The following is a 19,875-nucleotide window of genomic DNA, read 5'->3' as shown; positions in this document are numbered from 1 at the left end:
ATATTATTTTATAGCTAAACTTTTTTATTAGACATTCTGGCTAATTCCATTTTTTTGACATATTACTTTATGCAGATTAAGATTTGAATCCTTCTATCTTAAACTCCAAATAAGAGTAATAAAAAAAGGTTGTGAGCAATTCACAACCTTTAAGAGATTCTATTTTTCCAGAAATAATCTTCCGAGTTTATCTTGTTTTTTTCTTGAAGAATACAAAATAAATTCATTTTCATTTTTTCTATAATATACTCCCGGACGAAGCACCAATTCATTTTTAATGACTTCTTCCGGATCTTTTCTGGTAATTACACCTTTTTCATCAAATATAAAAAGAGAAGGAACAGCATTGTTATAATTTCCCAGTGCTTTGATTTTTTCGATATCAGTAATTCCCTTGTTTTTTACATTGTCATTAAAAATAAGATTCAATTTTCCATCTTTATAGATTGGTATAGCGCCTAAATATTCCGGACCTTTTCCTAAATCTACCAGAGGAATCGCTAAAGATGCGCCAACATTAAAACTACCGTTTCCGCCTCCAATTCCGAATGCTAAAGACATTGTAACAACAGATGCCACTTGCTCTTTTGGCAACACATTGCTCCAGTCTAAAGATCCGTCTGGTTTCAAAGATGTCACTATAATTTCGTTTTTAGTGTAGGTAACCGGCGTAAATGCCAATGGCCCAATTCCTGAACTTTGACCAACATAAACAAATTGCATTTCAGACAGCACAATTAAACCTCCGTCTTCTTTCTCAATTATTGTCGTAATATTATACAACGGCTTTACATCTTTTCCTTTTTTGGCTCTTCGCTCTCCTATTAACTTAACTTTTGTTTCATAATCGAACTCATCAAACATTACCTCTTTACTGGTGTTTGAAGCAAGGTCAATAGTTGCATTATAAACGCCTTTCAATTCTTTATTTCCTTTACCATTATCTCTTACGCTTGAGTAAAAACCAACTATTTTGAGTGTATTTTTAGAAGTCGAAATCATTTTACAGTTTATAATTTCTTTTCCTTTTATGTCAATATCAACAACTTCTTTTTTATAACCGTTAGTATTTTTAAAAGCATGGATTTGAAATTTCTCTATCTGTTCTTTTTTCTTTGAATCCCTGTAACTTTCGTTTATTACCAGGAAAACATCATCCTGAAAATTCACTTCAAAATCTGAAATAGTAAATTCATAATCTTTTTTACTGTCATCGAATTTTACTTTTTCAGCATTTGCAAAAAGTACATTTAATTTATCATCAAATAATTTCACTTCATACTGAACAGCATCTTCTTTCGAAAACAATGAAGTGTGCATGATAAGTAAAGCTCCTTCATCAGGGGATAATTTAAAATAAAACATTCCTCTTTCTGATTTTTTAGCAACAACAGAATTAAATAAAAGAGTTGTTTTTTCGCTTAAAACACCTTTGTCTGAAATACTGGCACCAACCAGATTAAAAGTCTTCTCTTTTCTGTTGAATACACTTCCGATAGCATACAAATTATCTTTCAATAAAAATATATCTTCAAAATCTACTTCTTTATCATCAAGTTTGGGAATAATAATAGGGTTTGAAGAGATGATTCCCATTGTTTTCGACTCAAATATTTTCAGGAAGAAATCATTTTTTCCAGCAATTGCCAACGCATAAATCTTATCGTTGGTCTCCCCTATAATTTTTACAATTTTTTGTTTATCGTCCGGCAATTCTTCGCCATAAGTCATATTCAATTTATCAATTTTATTCTGAGCATGCAAATTGATACAACATAACGAGAGTAATAAAAAAGCAATAGTAATTTTCTTCATAGAATGTTTTGTTTCGGTTAATTTTAACAAGATTTTGGGCGTAAAGAAACTAAAAAAATAACCTCTTACAAATTGCAAGAGGTTATTTTATTAAAACAAATTATAAGTATAAAATAATCAATTCATTACGCATTGAAAATTTTCTCCTGGTGACCAATACTTTCCTGGTGAATCGCTTTGAACATTCTCAAAACAAACTCTTCAGTAAGACCTTTTTTCTCACCTTCTAAAATCATTTTTCCTAAAATTTCATTCCAGCGGCTGTTTTGAAGAATTGCTACGTTAGCATCTTTTTTCACCTGACCAATTTCGTCAGCTACTTTCATACGTTTTCCTAATAACTCTAACAAATTAGCATCCAAAACGTCGATGTTAGCTCTTAATTTAGTCATTTTTTGGCTGTATTCATCTGTAGTATCATCCGTTTTTCTGATAGTCAAATCTTTAATGATTTGTTTCAAAGAATCCGGAGTTACTTGTTGAGCAGCATCAGACCATGCATTGTCCGGATCGAAATGCGTTTCGATAATCATACCGTCATAGTTCAAATCTAAAGCTTCCTGAGTAACTTCAAAAATCATTTTACGATCTCCGGTAATGTGAGACGGGTCGATGATTAATGGTAAATCAGGGAATTTATTTTGCAATTCGATAGCAATCTGCCATTCCGGAATGTTTCTGTATTTTGTTTTTTCGTAAGTAGAAAAACCTCTGTGAATAACTCCTAATTTCTCTATTCCAGCCATGTGTAAACGCTCAACACCACCTAACCATAAAGCTAAATCAGGGTTTACAGGGTTTTTAACCAAAACGATTTTATCAGTTCCTTTCAACGTATCAGCAATTTCCTGAACTGCGAAAGGGTTTGCAGTTGTACGGGCACCAACCCATAAAACGTCGATATCATGCTCTAAAGCTAATTTACAATGCGCTGCAGTCGCAACCTCAGTACCCATCAATAAACCAGTTTCAGCTTTTGCTTTTTGCAACCATTTCAAACCAATTTCTCCAACACCTTCAAATCCTCCCGGACGTGTTCTTGGTTTCCAGATTCCAGCTCTGAATACACTTACTTTTGAATCTTTCAATTCGTGAGCGATTTTCAAAACCTGATCCTCAGTTTCTGCACTACAAGGTCCAGCTATCACAAGTGGGTGATCTAAATTGAAATCCTCTAACCACTTTCTCATTTCTTTCTTATTTTCCATCTTTATTCTAGTTTACTTTTTAATTGTTAATCCGTTTAATATCTCTTTTATTTTATTTGTGCTTTCCATTTCGTTAAAAATGGCATTGTAATCTTCCTCTTTCAACAAATCCCTAAACCGACTGAGATTTGATATATATTCTTCTAATGTTTCCAGAACGTGTTCCTTATTCTGTTTAAAAATCGGTGTCCACATCGCAGGCGAACTTTTTGCTAGACGAACCGTGCTTTCAAATCCGCTTCCCGCCATGTCAAAAATATCCTGCTCATCCTTTTCTTTGTTCATTACCGTTTTCCCAAGCATAAACGAACTAATGTGCGACAAATGCGAAACGTAAGCGATATGCTTGTCGTGCGAAACCGGATCCATATATCGAATCCTCATTCCTATTTCGCTAAAAAGGTTTAATGCCTTTTCCTGCAGTTTAAAAGTGGTTTTTTCCACTTCGCAGATAATATTTGTCTTTCCTTTAAACAACCCTTTTATTGCCGCCGAAGGCCCTGAAAACTCTGTTCCTGCTATCGGATGCGTGGCTATAAAATTTCTTCTTTTCGGATGATTGGCTACTGCATCACAAATTGGTTTTTTAGTCGATCCTACTTCAAAAACAATTGTTTTATCTCCAACTGCATCAAGAACTTTAGGCAAAACTGTCAGCGCAACATCTACAGGAACCGAAACGATCACAAAATCCGCCTTTTGCAAATCTTCAAAGCTTCCCGCTTCGTCAATAACACCCAGCTCAATTGCCTGCTGTAAATGTTTTTCGTTATTGTCAATTCCGAAAATAGTCGCGCTCGGATGCTTTTCTTTGATGTCCAGTACCATTGAGCCACCTATTAACCCTATTCCTATTACGTATACTTTCATCTTTATTTTTATTTGAAGCTAATTCCTGCTATCCGCTGTATCTTTTGTGTCGAACACCGTCACAAAAGGATGCCGCTTCTATCAGGGCTAGGGCTTCTCGTTTCTTCAAGACCTTTTATTTCTTCTGTCACCCTGAGCGAAGTCGAAGGGCACTCCAATTGGAACTTGGGCTTCGACTTCGCTCAGCCTGACAATAGTTAAAAAGTCTTGGCTCTTGGTTCTATAATCTTAAAATACTAAAATCGATCAATCGCCTCCTGTATTTTCTCTTCTTTCACACACAATGAGAACCTGATATATCCTTCACCATTGCTACCGAAAATGGTTCCCGGTGTAATGAAAATATGCTTCTCATATAATATTTCGTCAATGAACTTCTCTGCTGATGCTATTCCTTCCGGAAGTTTTGCCCAGACGAATAATCCAACTCCTTCTTTATATACTTTACAACCTAGTTTCTCAGCCAGTTTTTCCGTTAATTCTCTTCGGCGTCTGTAAATTTTATTATTATCTTCAAACCACGATTTATCACATTTTAAAGCTGCAATCGCTCCTTTCTGAATTCCGTAGAACATTCCGCTGTCCATGTTGCTTTTTACTTTTAAAACTGCATCAATAATTTCAGGATTTCCCAAAACCATTCCGACTCTCCAGCCCGCCATGTTGAACGTTTTACTAAGTGAATTCAATTCTAAAGCCACCTCTTTTGCGCCCTTAACCTGCAATAAACTCATAGGATTATCATTCAAAACAAAACTGTACGGATTGTCGTTGATCAATAATATATTGTGTCTTTTAGCAAAAGCAACCAATTTTTCAAATAACGCTAAACTTCCTCTCGCTCCTGTTGGCATATGCGGATATCCAAGCCACATAATTTTTACTTTCGAAAGATCTAATTTTTCTAAAGCTTCAAAATCCGGTTCCCAGGCATTTTCCTCTTTCAAATCATAATAAACCGGAACTGCCTGAACCAAATTGGTTACCGAAGTATAAGTTGGATAACCCGGATTCGGAATCAAAACGTGATCGCCTTCGTTTAAAAATGCAAGCGAAATATGCATAATTCCTTCTTTCGAACCCATCAATGGTAAAATCTCATTGTCCGGATTCATTGCAACACCAAACTGATCTTTATAAAAATCCGCCATCGCCTGTCTCATTTCCGGTAATCCCTGATAGCTTTGATAACCATGCCCGTTTTCATCCTGAATTGCTGCAGCGACTGCTTCAATTACTGCTTTTGACGGACTCAAATCAGGGCTTCCAATTCCCATACTGATAATCGGTTTTCCTTCAGACATCAGCTGTCTTACTTCTCTCAATTTTGAGGAGAAGTAGTATTCTTCAACTGTATCTAATCGTTTTGCTGTTGTAATCATGATTCTTATTTTTTGCTTTAGGCTTTAAGCCATAAGCTTTATGCTCTTTTTAATTTTTTAAACTAAGGACTAAGTACTAATCACTTAATTAAGGTTTCGTATTTCTATATTCCCCCAACACTTTAAAATATTCTGCCATTATATTCAATAATGCTTTTGCTTTTGCATAATCTTCGTATTTCTCAAATGTTACATCTACGAAAAACGAATATTTCCATGGTGTTTCAATTTTTGGAAGAGACTGAATTTTTGTTAAATTAAGCTTGCAGTCGCTCATTACATTTAAAACTGCCGCCAAACTTCCTCTTTTATGATCCAGTTCAAATTTGATTGAAGCTCTGTTGATTTCGCTTTCAGGTAAAAATGAATTTTGTTTTTTAATGATTACAAAACGGGTCATATTGTTTTTGATCGTCTGAATCTCCGGAGCAATAATTTCAAGATCATACATTTCTGAAGCTACCTTACTTCCTATTGCCGCAATTCCGGTTAATTGTTTTTCCTGAATTCTTCTTGCTGTTTCGGCTGTATCTTTATCTTCAACCAATTTGATGTTTGGATACGTTTTCAGGAAATCCATACATTGCAATAATGCCATTGGGTGCGAATGAACTTCTTTTATGTCTTCAATTGTCTGACCTCTTAAAGCCATTAAATTTTGGTGAATGCTTAAATAATGTTCTCCTATAATGTGTAAATTATTCTTGTCTATCAAAGCATAATTAGGAATAATAGGCCCTGCAATAGAATTTTCGATTGCCATAACCGCCTGATCTGATTTTCCGGCAATAAGGCTGTCTACTAATTCTTCAAAAGATAAACATTCGTCAATTTCAACATTTTCAGTAAAATACTCTTTCACTACCTGATGATGAAAAGAACCTTTGATACCTTGTATTGCAATTTTAGTTGTCATATAGTCAAAAAAAAATCCTGATTTTCATCAGGATTGTATATTAGTTTTATTTGTCTTTTAATTTTGTTTCAAATAACCATAGCACAATCCTAACTTCTACTAAAGAAGAAATAAAAGTTGTTGCTAAAATAAAAACGGTTAGTTGCCATTTTGTTTGTGTTATTTTTTTAAATTCTGTGCGAATGTATAAATTATTTTAAACGCACCAAAAAAAATATTGCATTTTATGAAACAAAAAAGGATTTCTTAACAAATTAAAGCAGTTTTGTATGATATTTTAATAAATCAGGCTTGAAATGAGATTTATACAATTGGTTTTGAAAAGTTTTAAAACAAAAGCAATAAAATAACTTCTGTCTTTAAAGTACTTCTTTCCTCCATTTATTAATTGATAGCACTAAAAGCACATTCGCAACCGTAACAAAAGTAAGTAAAGTCATTTGTGTCAAATTAGAAATATCTTCCATTGCTGTTGTTATGACGTGAAACACATTTAGCAATAAAAACAAAATAGCATAAACGAGTGAAGCAACTACAAAGCTTTTATCATTTACAAATGCTGTCAACAAAGCAAAAAATAACGGAATTATAGTTACTGCTATATTGAAATAATGCAGACCATAAGGTATTTCACCAGTAGCCTCAGGAGATTTTATGTCTTTTCCAAAGAACAGTCCGGACATTTCATACTGTACGTGATAAGCCAATGCTACTACAATTAGCAACCAGCAAAAAGATATCTTAGTTATTGTGTTCATAATTTATTATTTAGATTTTCCAAAACCAACGATTCTTCCGCCCTGAGTCAGGTTGAATAATTGTGTTCCTGTTGTTCCTTCTACTTTATAGACTCCATTAGTTCCTAAACTGGTATTTGAAATTAGAAAATGGATTTTACCATCTACTTCTACCATGGCCTCTTCATTACCTTTAAACTCACAAACCGGAATCCCGGAAATAGTGGTCGCTGCTTTGGTATTAATATCAATAATTGTTGGACTCCAAATATCGCCATACAGATTAGAAAAATCAGATTTCAAACTTTCTGTTGGAATCCTGGTGTAGATTTTTTCGCCTTTTGCAATTACATTTACAAAACAACCATTCAGTTTATAATCGTCCATTTCTAATTTCCACGTGGTATCAATATCAGTTGCACCTGCTTTGAAACGCAAAATTTTAGAGGCTCCACCAGCTACTTTTCCTAAAGTACAGAAATACAAAGCACCGTCATCACCCAGGTCCCACATCGAATTATCGGTAAACCAGCATACTTGTTGTGGACTTCCGGTTGTGAAAGTAGTTACTTTGTCTAAAGTTCCTGTGGCAATATCAATTACTGCAAAACGAATTTTATCATCAACTGCATCCAAAAACCCTTTTGAAGCTGATTTTCCATAATGAATGTTTGCAAACAGTTTTCCTTCTTTCACCATCAAACAGTTCTGTCCAACAGATATATATTCGACAGCATTATTGGCTAATGTTGCAGACAAATCAATCTCGCCGGTTCTTTGCATTGTTGAAGGATTAAACTTCTGGATTTTTAATGTTCCTCTGTCTCCGTCAAAGTAGAAGCCTGTGGTTTCGTTAACAACAGTATATTGAGCGGAACCCAAAACTGCTTTTCCGCAAGCAATAAAACCTTCATCTTTAATTTCTCCGGTAGCCGTAACACTAAATTTCTGAACCCCAGCCTCATATTGGAAATTAGCCATTTTGTAGAAATATTTTCCTATAGTTCTCATACCTAAACTTCCTAATATTTGTTTGGAAGATGTTTTAATATTGGAAAACTGTCCAGACGGTAAAGTATTTCCAAAAGAAGTAATATATCCAGAAAACGGATTGGTAGATTCACCGGACATAATAACATAATTTTCAGTTCCTGATGCTTCAGAATCATTTTTATCACTGGAACAGGATGTCATAAATAAAGTAGCTGTAAAACCTAACACAACTAATGCTTTTTTTAAATTTTGATACATAATTTGTTTTTTAATAATGGATTTAATTAAATAAATATCTGATTTTAAGATAAAAGCTTCTTCCTGCTTTTTGCACCTTAAAATTGTCAAATAGTTTTTCGTCGAATATATTTCTGACCTCAAGGCCAAAGTTTATTTTTTCTTTATTTAAGGAATAGACAACTCCTGCTGAATGTAAATTTTGCGAAGGGATAACCAAATCGGTATCCATTTTTGGTTTCTCAAAAATATTTGAAGGTTCGGACGATTTTGGAACATTGGCTAAATAATAATTATGTGTATAGGAATAATTATAATAGGCCTTGAAAGTATCATCTTGCTTAAAAACCTCATTTTTATTGAAATTCAATGAGATGTTTCCAAATAGAAAAGGTGTGTTTCTAAGTCGGGCTTCGTTCAGGAAAATTTCTGCCGGATCTGTAATTCCAAACAATCGCAGATTTTGGTAGGTAAGATTTGATATAATATTCAGCCAATTGGTAAAATGATAACCTCCATCAAGTTCAACTCCATATCCCCGGACTTTATTTACATTATTGTATTGAGAAAACGGCATAAAAACAGGAACCAGAATAATTAAATTTTCGGTTCTACGATAAAAAATATTGGTTTCAAAATAATGTTTGTTTGTGGCGTCATAACGATATCCAATATTGGCATTCAAACTTTTTTCGGGTTTCAAATTAAAGTTGGATAATAAAAACTGCCCGTCTCCGTAGATTTCGCCTTGTTCCGGTAATCGGTAAGCGTTTTCTACTCCTACTCTGAGGAATGATTTCTCATTGATTTTGTATTTTAAAGCTTCTGCAAAACCAAAATTTGTTCCTTTATTTTTAACTGCTTCTTCATTATAACTGGATCGGCCACCATCAGTTCCGCTGGTTTCAAAATTGTAGTTTTTGAGAATAAAATTATTGGTCAGTCTCTCTTTAAAATATTTACTTTCCCAACCTAATGCAATAACCACTTTTTTGTAAGTTGCCGGAACAGATAAAATATCCCTGCCTGAAAAATAATAAACCGGACCATACGGATCTGATCCTTTACGAACCTGATCCGAATAAACAAGATTAAACGAAACCGAATTTGTTGTATTGATTGTATAATTTAAAAAAGTCCTGTTGATGAAATTCTTAAAATTGATATTGGCTAATGAACCGTCAGCATCGGCTTCACCTTCTCTTGCTATAACTATGGTCTTGTTTCCGTACCAATCATAGGCACAGCCACAAGTATCAACCACTTTACTGTTTATTAAAGAATAAGTATTGAAATTTGTAAAAACCAATTTGTTCTCAAGAAATGCTTTTCTATAATGAAGCGTTGGTGCAATTACTGATTCTTTTATATAAATTTCACCAAAAGGATTGGTCATTAAAACCCCGTGTTGCTGGTCTTTTTTTGATCTGGTCAGAGTAATTCCTATTTTCAATTCATCGGCGAATAAAAACTTTCTGATTCCTCCGTGAATTTCGACATAACCATTTGTAAACTTATCGTGAAAACGTCTTACATTTTTCTCAGATAAAGTACTGGTCTCAGGATCTACCACTTTTGCATCAACCTTATAATCATTATCTGAATGATTTATAAAACCATCAATTCCGGCAAAATATTTTTCATTTTTACTTATTGAATAAGAATTAAAAGTAAGTCGTTGTGTATTGAAAGAGCCATATTCATAACTCAATTCTAAGTGTTTTTTTTTATTTCTTTGTGTTACGAAATTTACACCTCCTCCTAAAGCATCGGCTCCTAAATTAGTGGGAAGAACTCCTTTATAAACTTCAACCCGATTCAGCATTGTGGTAGGCAAAGTCAAAACATTAAATGATTCTCCCAGGTAATCCAAAGGAATATCATCTTTGAAATATTTCACCGCACGACCTGTAAATCCATTAATAATAATACTGTTTGACGAGCCCAAACCACCGGTTTCCCGGATTCTTATTCCAGACATTCTGTTAATTGCACCACCTAATGTCGTAGAAGTATTTCGCAAACTTTTAACATCCAAAATATCAATTTTTATGGCTTCTTTAGTTTTGGCTTTAGTGCCTGTGCTAATTTCAACCTCTTTAAGTACATTACTTTTGATTGTATCATTTTGAGAATTATACTGTGCAGACAAGAATTGAACCGAGAAGACAATTGTAAAAATGTTTAGACTCCATTTTGTTTTAAAATTCAGTGCCAAAAAATTAAATTTTATAAAAGCAGAAGACTGCATTTTTACATACATTTGTTTTTATTTAGTTTAAATAAGATGATGATGCGAAATTATATTTTCCGAATCGATAAAAACTAACGCAAAACGCATTATTACATACGCATTTGGGCAAATACAAACTATCAAAAACAATTTTATTTAAATTAGTTTTTCACTCATACTATTAATATGCTAAACAAAAGAGTTTATTTGGATGGGGCTATCATCATAATAAATGATTTCGATATCAATTCTCCACTTGTATTCGATATAAAACAGGATTCGCCTTTTATCAAATTGCATTTTGAAATTGAAGGAAAGATTAATTTTGTGCCAAATAACAGCACTGATATAGCAATAACTATTGAAAATGGTCAGTACAATTTCTTTTATTTACCTGTAGTGAATGGTGTTTTAAATTGGCATTCGGGTAAAAGAAAGTCCGTAGAAATTGAATGCAGCGAAGAATTTATACGAAAAATTTTCAAAAATGATTTTTATAAAATAAGTGGTTCGTTTGGTATCGCCTTAAAAGAAAAGACATCTTTTAAAATGTGGGAAAAGGGAGAAAAAATTCCCAAAGTTTTGAAAACCATCCTGGATAACGTAATTAAAAATTCGCAAGAAAAAGAGACTGATTTAGTTTATTGGGAATATGAAATAATCCAAATATTACTTTACATGTTTTCTAAAATGAAAGATCGGAAAGAAATAAATTCGCTGATACTTCTTAGCGGAATAGAACAGGAACAAATAAACAGAGTGGAAACAACACTCCGAAAAAACATTCAAAACTCAATTACCGTTGAAGAGCTGGCTCTTAAAATTGGTATGAACCGCTATAAACTTAACAGGAATTTCAAACAAGTTTACGGGGAACCTATATTTCATTACCTGACGCGTATTAGAATGGAAAAGGCAAAGGAAATACTATCCCAAAAAAAGATGAATATTTCTGAAGTGGCTTATGAAGTTGGATATAAAAACCCACAGCATTTTACAGTGGCATTCAAAAAATATTTTGGGTATGTCCCTAGCAAATTGAAATAGTTATTAAAACAATCCCGAAACCGGATTATTCTTAATTCCGATTTTTGAATAATCAAAACCCATTTTTTGCTGTAACAAAGAAGCATATACCGATCTAAAATCAATTTGGTGTTTTAAATCGCCGTTATCCAAATCGGCTAAATTTGGATTATTGCCCAGAATTGTTCCTTTATTACTTCCTCCAATTACAAACATTGGCGCTGCAGTTCCGTGATCGGTTCCGCTTCCGTTGTCTTTAACACGTCTTCCAAATTCAGAAAACACAACAACAGTAACATTTTGAAGCAATTGTGCCTGTTTCAGATCATTATAAAAACTAAATAACGCATCATTTAATTCTGTCAATTTTCTTTCGTGGATAGAAAGCTGATTGTCGTGCGTATCGAATCCTCCAAGGGATGTATAATACACTTTTGAATTCAGGTTTCCTTTTACCAATCTGGCAATCCATTCCAGGTTTTTGGACAATCCCGTTTTAGGATAACTGATTTCGGTTTTGGATTGTTTCAGCGCATTCTGAATATCATCCGATCCTTCAACAACCGAATTAGCTATTTTTCGGACAAAATCCAATTGCGGATTATCGGATAGTTTTTCATTTTCCTTATTTGATTTTACTTTAAAACGATCCGGATCTTTTACTGTTATTGTATTCGGTTCCAATCCTTTTAATGCCAGATTATCTATCGAATCGAGATTGATTCCTGCCGTTGGCTGATGATCGTGACATTGCAGATCCAAGTAACGTCCTAACCAGCCTTCGTTAATATATTTATTCGAATCTGCAGCCGTTTGCCAAATTTCCTGACTGCGAAAATGAGAGCGAACCGGTTCCGGATAACCCACATTTTGGATTACCGTTAAATCTCCGTTTTGCTGCATCTGGGCAAAATCCTTTAATGCGGGATGAAAAGCCATCCCTTTATTTTTACCTACAACTGCATCTTTATTTAGGGCAATTTTAGTTCTGAAATCATAATACAAAGGATCATCGTACGGAATAAAAGTATTCAAGCCGTCGTTTCCTCCATTAAGCTGAATAAAAACCAGACATTGTTCGCCAATAATCAAATTATCCTGCGCACCAAAAGCATGTAAAAAACTTGGTAGTACCAGCATTCCTCCAGTAAACGTCCCCGTTAAGGTTAGAAAATTTCTTCTGTTCATAATGATAGATTTTTAAATCAACTGATATTCCGGCAGCTTAGTGATATAATTAAACAAACGAACAACTGCATAATTGGCATTAGGATTTTTAGGATCAAAATCATATTTCAGTAAATTTTCCATGTCTTTTTGCGTCGAATCATTTACTTTAAATAATAGCCTGTTGGACAATTCCGTAATAATCGTTTTATTGTTTCCTTCAGAATCATATTGTATTTTGACCTCCCTTTTCTCTAATTCTCTTTTCTGTTTCGGATTGTCTTCATTCATCATATTATTGATTATTTTTTTTGAAAGACTCCGTCCACTGCAAAGCAAATCTGAAGTATTGTTTCGCTGCAGATATACCTGTGAAGTCAGCCATGAATTTCCGCCATCCCAGCCTTTTACATTGAGCTGATTATACAAATCCATTCCTTGTTGCTTTAGAAAAGCGACAATCATTGCTTCGTCATAATCTTTCAGTTGTAATTCGTCAATAAGCTGTGAAATATAAATCAAAGGATCCTTGATTTTATTGCCCAAAATATCCTTTGCATATTCTTCTGTAAAGATTTTGGTAAGCAATGGCGCGATTTCAAAATTTACTTTTTTGAAATAATCACCATAATATTTTACAGATTCTTCTGAAGGATTGTCGTAAAGAAACCATTTCAGAATTTTTCGTGTAATTAAATACGGAATGCTTTTTTGTTCGAAAATAATATCAACCAAATCATCAGATTTCCAATTTCCCGTTCTTCCAAAATAGGTTTTGTTGCTGTTATCTTCTAAATTTTTCCTGTAAATCCCACCCTCATCACCATAATTTAATCCTGCCAGAGCTCTTGCACCGTTTTTGATATCTTCTTCAGTATAATTTCCGATTCCGATCGTGAATAGTTCCAGTAGTTCGCGGCTTAAGTTTTCGTTAATTTTGCCTTTTTTATTATCGACATTATCAAGGTATTTGACCATAGCATTCGATTTCACCATTTTTTTGGTAAGTTCCTTGAAATTCCCAAAAGCATTTTCACGTAAAATCATATTGTGCTGGTAAATCCAGTAATTGATTTTTACTTTTTGCGAAGTGGATACAAAATGATTGTGCCAGAAACAAACCATTTTTTCGCGTAACGGAAATTCATCGGTTTGCATTTTGGCAACCCACCATTTTTTTAATTCAGCTGTAGTTAGGGTTTCTTTTCTCTGAATTTTATTTTTCTCTTCGGGATCGAGATTTTTTGCGGATTGACGCAATTCTTTGTATTCAGCAATTGTTTTGGGACTGTCTTGTAAAAAAGCAGGAAGTTGAGTATCAAATTTTGAATCATAAGATTTCTTTAGAAATTTTTCTAATCCTATTTTTTCAATTTTAGCAGCTTCCTTTCCTGAGAAGCCTAATCGTAACGACCAAAGATTGCTTTTTTTCATAAATTAAGAATTATTTAAGAATAAGACTTATGTTTATTGGAAAGGTTTAATTTGAGTAATTTTGAGGTTCTTAGCCATTAAGATTAAATACTTGTTCTAAAATCTTTTCTACTTATAAGAAATTTTATTCCCAATCTTTTGGTTTTTTTAAGACATATCCATCTTTCTTATGTACTTCTAATCCAAATTGACTATCCACAAGTTTTTTACGACCAATAGTCAATGATCCTTTAGCTATTAAAGCTACCGATTGATTATGCCGTTTCGGTGGAAAAGCAGCAAAAACCCTTTTGTTTTTAAATATTTCATGGACAGCCCTCATCGGAGGAACCAAATCACTATCTCCAGAAATTAACATTGCCATATCATATTTATCTTGATAAGCATCAATTAAAATTTGTGTTGCAATATTTACATCAGTCATCTTTTCATTATATGTTGGCCAAACATTATTACACCTTCTACACTCAACTGTATCAGATTGATAATTACCATAATATATATTAACTCCTACACTTTCCAAAGCTTCTATATAAGTAGTTTGTCTCTTTTGTTTATCTGGATTATTACTAACTCTACTTGTAAAGTATTTAACTTCTACTAACACTTGATTTGATTGTAATAAATTCTCAACCAAAAGTCTTAAGTTAAGCCATTTACAATAATCAAATCCAGCATCTAGCATGCCAAAATATAAATTAAAACCGTCGACATAAACAATTACTCTTTCTTTTTTTACCAAAACATTTGTTTCGCTCATAATTTATTCATTATATTTGCACCACATAAACAACACTAAAGATAGCATCTTTAGTCCGACGCCTCTTTTGAGGCGTTTCTTATTTAAAAAACATAAGTTATTTTCTTATTTATCTTCTTCTTTACAGGAAAACAAATAAGAATATTTAATAAAAATAAAAAATAATAACCTTACCTATTAGACAATTTCTAAATGGTAAGGTTATTTATTTTAAAACAAATCTCCTTTACGACCCACACATCTCACAATCTTCAGGACCTGCAGCTTGTGCTTTTAACAACATCGCTTTGTATTCCTCAATATTGATTTCTTCAGTTTCTGCAACTAAAGCTGGTGTTTCTTCTTTTTTATCGTTGTTTAATGTGAATTTAATCGCATCAACTGCTGATTTTGTTCTCAGGTAATACATTCCTGTTTTTAAACCTGACTGCCAAGCGTAGAAGTGCATTGACGTTAGTTTAGAATAGTTGGCATCCTGCATGAACAAGTTCAATGATTGCGATTGGTCAATGAAATATCCTCTTTGACGAGACATATCGATAATGTCTTTCATCGACATTTCCCAAACAGTTTTATACAATTCTTTCAGGTCTTGCGGAATCACATCAATATTCTGAACTGATCCGTTATGACGCATGATTTCCTGCTTCAAAGTCTCATTCCATAAACCTCTTTCTACCAAATCATGCAATAAATGCTTGTTTACTACAATGAATTCTCCTGACAATACACGACGTGTGTAAATGTTTGATGTATACGGTTCAAAAGCTTCGTTGTTACCCAGAATCTGAGAAGTTGAAGCAGTTGGCATTGGCGCAACCAATAATGAGTTACGAACTCCGTGCTCTACCACTTCTTTTCTTAAAGATGCCCAGTCCCAACGACCAGATAATTCTTCATCTTTCATTCCCCACATGTTGTACTGGAATTCTCCTTTAGACATTGGAGATCCTTCAAATGTAGAATATGGTCCTTCTTCTTTCGCCATTTCCATAGAAGCGGTTACGGCTGCGAAGTATAGAGTTTCGAAAATTTCCTGATTCAGTTTTTTAGCTTCATCACTTGTAAACGGCATACGAAGCATGATAAAAGCATCTGCTAAACCTTGCACTCCCAATCCAACCGGACGGTGGCGTAAGTTAGAGTTTTCTGCTTCTTTTACCGGATAGTAGTTTCTGTCGATTACTTTGTTCAGGTTACGGGTAACACGTTTTGTAACATTATAAAGTGCCTCGTGATCGAATTTTCCGTTTTCGATGAACATTGGTAACGAAATAGAAGCCAAATTACAAACTGCAATTTCATCTTTTGATGTATACTCCATAATCTCAGTACACAAGTTTGAAGAACGAATTGTCCCTAAATTCTTGTGGTTCGATTTACGGTTTGCTGCATCTTTGTACAACATATAAGGCGTTCCCGTTTCGATTTGTGATTCCAGGATTTTCTCCCATAATTCACGTGCACGAATGGTTTTTCTACCTTTTCCTCTAAATTCGTAATCCAAATATAAGGCTTCGAATTCGTCTCCGTAAACATCATACAATCCCGGACACTCGTTTGGACACATTAACGTCCAGGCCCCATCTTCCTGAACACGTTTCATGAATAAATCAGATGTCCACATAGCGAAGAATAAATCTCTTGCACGCATTTCTTCTTTTCCGGTGTTCTTCTTTAAGTCTAAGAAATCAAAGATATCGGCATGCCAGGTTTCAATGTAAATCGCAAAACTTCCTTTACGTTTTCCACCACCCTGATCTACGTAACGAGCCGTATCGTTGAATACTCTCAACATTGGTACGATTCCGTTTGAAGTTCCGTTTGTACCACGAATGTAAGATCCTGTTGCACGAACGTTATGAATAGAAAGACCAATTCCTCCGGCTGATTGCGAGATTTTAGCCGTTTGTTTTAAAGTATCATAAATACCATCAATACTATCATCCTGCATTGCCAATAGGAAACAAGAAGACATTTGCGGTTTTGGAGTTCCTGCATTAAACAACGTTGGCGTTGCATGCGTGAAGAACTTTTTAGACATCAAATCATAAGTTTCAATAACCGATTTTAAATCGTCTAAGTGAATCCCAACTGCAACACGCATTAGCATATGCTGTGGACGCTCAACAATTTTTCCGTTTATTTTAAGAAGGTAAGAACGCTCTAACGTTTTGAAACCAAAGTAATCGTAATTAAAATCTCTTGTATAAATGATATGCGAATCTAAGAAAGCTGAGTTTTCCTGAATTACTTTAAACACCTCATCCGAAAGTAACGGTGCGTCCTGACCATTTCTTGGATTAACATAGTTGTACATATCCTTCATCGTTTCTGAGAACGATTTTTTGGTATTTGAATGCAGATTGGAGATTGCCACACGAGCTGCCAATTGCGCATAATCAGGATGTGCAATAGTCATAGAAGCTGCTGTTTCTGCCGCAAGATTATCTAATTCAGATGTAGAAACTCCGTCATACAATCCTTCGATAACTCTCATGGCTACCTTAACAGGATCTACAAGCTCATTAAGCCCGTAACACAATTTTTTGATTCTTTCTGTAATCTTATCAAACATTACAGGCTCTTTATGGCCATCTCTTTTTACTACATACATAAGCTTACTTTTTTTATAGTTATTGAAAAAATGAAAGGCACCGGAAACAAATTCCGGTACATAAACATTGCGTGTTTTTAAATTATTTATTTTTTTCTGAGAATTGTAAAATCCTCATAGCAATCCGTTCTTCAATCTAAAATATAGATCAAAAAATCGTAAAAAATGCAACCGGATCTTCGATTTGGGAATCAGATCCAATCTTAAAAATTGTCTAGTATTAGAAACTTTCGTTTCTTAATTTTATTGTCTTTTAGTGGTCGTGGTGGCCACTAAAATGCAGTTTGTTCTAAAAATCTGCGTCAAACGATATTTTTTGAGCATCACTATCTGTGTTCATCACACCTGATTTTTGATATTCGGCAACACGTTTCTCAAAGAAATTGGTTTTTCCCTGAAGAGAAATCATGTCCATGAAATCAAACGGATTCGCTGATCCATATACACGTTCGCAACCTAATTCAACTAATAATCTGTCGGCAACAAATTCTAAATATTGTGTCATTAATGCAGCATTCATTCCAATCAAACTTACCGGAAGAGACTCTGTTACAAATTCTCTTTCAATATTTAAGGCATCAACAATAATTTCTTTAATTCTTTCTTTCGGAACTTTGTTTATTAGATGATGATTATGCAAGTGAACCGCAAAATCACAATGTACGCCTTCGTCGCGGGAAATTAACTCATTAGAAAAAGTCAATCCCGGCATTAATCCACGTTTTTTCAACCAGTAAATTGAACAGAAAGCACCTGAGAAGAAAATACCTTCAACTGCTGCGAAAGCGATTAGTCTTTCAGCAAAGGAATCAGATTCAATCCATTTCAAAGCCCATTCTGCTTTTTTACCAATCGCAGGAAAAACTTCTAAAGCATTAAATAATTCTGCTTTTTCAGCTTCATCTTTTACGTAAGTATCAATTAGTAAAGAATATGTTTCACTATGAATATTCTCCATCATAATTTGGAAACCATAGAAAAATTTAGCTTCCGCATATTGTACCTCGTTTACAAAATTTTCGGCAAGGTTTTCATTTACGATTCCGTCAGAAGCAGCAAAGAATGCTAAAATGTGTTTGATGAAATATCGTTCGTCGTCACTTAGTTTATTGTTCCAATCTGTCAAGTCCTGATGCAAATCGATTTCTTCGGCAGTCCAGAAGCTAGCTTCCATTTTCTTATACCATTCCCAAATATCATGATGTTTAATTGGAAAAATAACAAAACGATTCTTATTTTCTTGTAAAATTGGTTCAACTTGTGACATTGTATTTTTGTTTAATTTTTATAATGAATTTCCCCTTATTCAGAACGATTACAAAGATTGTCATTTATCGCCAAAAATAAAAGTCAAACTTATTCACAATCGAGCGTAGTTTTTAACAAAGGGTAAAAATTGAAACTTTTTTCAGACAATATTTAATTTACTGTAAATGAAATACTTAAATAACTCAATTATCCCCTAAAGCCCCGTAGAATATAGACTTTTTAAAATAAAAAGCAAGCAATTTAAGATTGTTTTAAAAAGTTTTTTTTGGGTTAAAAATTTTATTTTTTGAGTTAAAAAACATCAAAATAATACCTTAAATAAGGGTGCTGATTTTACACTTTTTTGTATTCTTCAGCTACCTTTTCAAGTTCAATATACCAGTCTTCTCCAAAACGACGAATAAGTGCTTCTTTTACAAATTTATAAACCGGAACTTCTAATTCTTTTCCCAGAGAACAGGCTTCGTCACAAATATCCCATTTATCATAATTAACTGCAGCAAACTCGGTAAAATCTTTCACACGGATTGGATACAAATGACAGGAAACAGGTTTTTTCCAGTCAACGATTCCCTGATTGTAGGCTTGTTCGATTCCGCAAAGAGCGGTTTTACCATCAAAAATTACGTAAGCACAATCTTTATTATCAATTAGCGGGGTTTCAAGATCACCGTCAGTTCCTTTTACCCAGGTTCCCTGTGCTTCGATAGCTTCAATTCCTTCTTTACGTAAAAAAGGCTTTACTTTAGGATATATATCTTCCAGTATTTTGGTTTCTGCTTCACTTAAAGGTGCACCGGCATCTCCATCAACACAGCACGCCCCTTTACAAGCCGACAAGTTGCATACAAATTCTTTTTCAAGAATATCCTCCGAAATAATGGTTTTACCTAACTGAAACATGATAATAAAATACTGAAATTTATAAAGTGCAAAGATAGTCAAAGAATATGGATAAAAACATATTTCGCAAAGACTCACAAAGGCAACCACAAAGTTTTACTAAGATTTCTTTTTTATAAATGCTGTTTAAAATATTACTTAGTTAAGCTTTGTAAAAAAACTTTGCGAAACTCTGTGGCAAAACACAGCAATTGTTACAAATTATTTTTATTTAAGGACAAAAACATGTTTTTATAACAAAAATACTTTCTGGAGAAAAAACACCTAACTTTATTATTTACTTTTGCAACAGTTTTTAATCCCTTAAA

At 33.8% G+C, this 19,875-nt stretch carries 15 protein-coding genes; 1 reads left to right on the top strand and 14 read right to left on the bottom strand.

What is annotated here, in order from left to right; genetic code table 11:
* Positions 1–159 precede the first annotated feature (159 nt).
* The 8 genes from DMB68_RS15400 to DMB68_RS15365 all read right to left on the bottom strand — a co-directional run bounded on the left by DMB68_RS15400 (position 160) and on the right by DMB68_RS15365 (position 10,421).
* Positions 160–1,815 (bottom strand): hypothetical protein, encoded by a 1,656-nt coding sequence (locus DMB68_RS15400; protein WP_124019442.1) that lies wholly within the window; start codon positions 1,813–1,815, stop codon positions 160–162.
* A gap of 125 nt (positions 1,816–1,940) precedes the next feature.
* Positions 1,941–3,023: a bifunctional 3-deoxy-7-phosphoheptulonate synthase/chorismate mutase type II gene (locus tag DMB68_RS15395; protein WP_110347549.1), complete on the bottom strand. Its 1,083-nt coding sequence runs from the start codon at positions 3,021–3,023 to the stop codon at positions 1,941–1,943.
* Between the two features lie 12 nt (positions 3,024–3,035).
* Complete coding sequence (locus DMB68_RS15390; protein ID WP_110347548.1) at positions 3,036–3,893, bottom strand: prephenate dehydrogenase; 858 nt, start codon at positions 3,891–3,893, stop codon at positions 3,036–3,038.
* A 236-nt stretch (positions 3,894–4,129) separates the two neighbouring features.
* On the bottom strand, positions 4,130–5,275 hold the full coding sequence (locus tag DMB68_RS15385; protein ID WP_110347547.1) for a pyridoxal phosphate-dependent aminotransferase: 1,146 nt from the start codon (positions 5,273–5,275) through the stop codon (positions 4,130–4,132).
* 88 nt (positions 5,276–5,363) lie between these two features.
* A complete protein-coding gene (locus tag DMB68_RS15380) occupies positions 5,364–6,191 on the bottom strand; it encodes a prephenate dehydratase (protein WP_110347546.1) in 828 nt (275 codons plus the stop codon).
* Positions 6,192–6,550: 359 nt separating this feature from the next.
* Positions 6,551–6,949 carry a hypothetical protein gene (locus tag DMB68_RS15375; RefSeq protein WP_110347545.1) on the bottom strand — a complete coding sequence of 133 codons (399 nt, stop codon included), beginning with the start codon at positions 6,947–6,949 and terminating at the stop codon, positions 6,551–6,553.
* Positions 6,950–6,955: 6 nt separating this feature from the next.
* Positions 6,956–8,179, bottom strand: coding sequence for a hypothetical protein (locus DMB68_RS15370; protein ID WP_124019441.1), 1,224 nt, complete (start codon positions 8,177–8,179; stop codon positions 6,956–6,958).
* A 22-nt stretch (positions 8,180–8,201) separates the two neighbouring features.
* Entirely contained in the window at positions 8,202–10,421 is a 2,220-nt protein-coding gene (locus DMB68_RS15365) for a TonB-dependent receptor plug domain-containing protein (RefSeq protein ID WP_110347543.1), read from the bottom strand.
* Between the two features lie 156 nt (positions 10,422–10,577).
* Here DMB68_RS15365 and DMB68_RS15360 point away from each other — a divergent pair, with 156 nt between their 5' ends.
* A complete protein-coding gene (locus tag DMB68_RS15360; RefSeq protein WP_110347542.1) occupies positions 10,578–11,438 on the top strand; it encodes a helix-turn-helix domain-containing protein in 861 nt (286 codons plus the stop codon).
* 3 nt (positions 11,439–11,441) lie between these two features.
* On the opposite strand, the gene DMB68_RS15355 is transcribed toward DMB68_RS15360, so the two are convergent.
* From DMB68_RS15355 to DMB68_RS15330, 6 genes are all read right to left on the bottom strand, one after another.
* Positions 11,442–12,605 carry a DUF1501 domain-containing protein gene (locus DMB68_RS15355; RefSeq protein WP_110347541.1) on the bottom strand — a complete coding sequence of 388 codons (1,164 nt, stop codon included), beginning with the start codon at positions 12,603–12,605 and terminating at the stop codon, positions 11,442–11,444.
* A gap of 12 nt (positions 12,606–12,617) precedes the next feature.
* A complete protein-coding gene (locus tag DMB68_RS15350) occupies positions 12,618–14,018 on the bottom strand; it encodes a DUF1800 domain-containing protein (protein ID WP_110347540.1) in 1,401 nt (466 codons plus the stop codon).
* 124 nt (positions 14,019–14,142) lie between these two features.
* Positions 14,143–14,778, bottom strand: a complete 636-nt coding sequence (locus DMB68_RS15345) for an NYN domain-containing protein (protein ID WP_110347539.1) — start codon at positions 14,776–14,778, stop codon at positions 14,143–14,145.
* A 226-nt stretch (positions 14,779–15,004) separates the two neighbouring features.
* Positions 15,005–17,395: a ribonucleoside-diphosphate reductase subunit alpha gene (locus DMB68_RS15340; protein ID WP_110347538.1), complete on the bottom strand. Its 2,391-nt coding sequence runs from the start codon at positions 17,393–17,395 to the stop codon at positions 15,005–15,007.
* A 289-nt stretch (positions 17,396–17,684) separates the two neighbouring features.
* Entirely contained in the window at positions 17,685–18,662 is a 978-nt protein-coding gene (locus DMB68_RS15335; RefSeq protein WP_110347537.1) for a ribonucleotide-diphosphate reductase subunit beta, read from the bottom strand.
* Between the two features lie 335 nt (positions 18,663–18,997).
* A complete protein-coding gene (locus DMB68_RS15330; RefSeq protein WP_110347536.1) occupies positions 18,998–19,567 on the bottom strand; it encodes a DUF3109 family protein in 570 nt (189 codons plus the stop codon).
* Between the last annotated feature and the right edge of the window lie 308 nt (positions 19,568–19,875).

It is taken from the genome of Flavobacterium hydrophilum (assembly GCF_003202405.1).
Taxonomy (GTDB): domain Bacteria; phylum Bacteroidota; class Bacteroidia; order Flavobacteriales; family Flavobacteriaceae; genus Flavobacterium; species Flavobacterium hydrophilum.
Note: the sequence above shows the minus strand (reverse complement) of the source record. Positions and strands in the feature narration are given on the sequence as shown.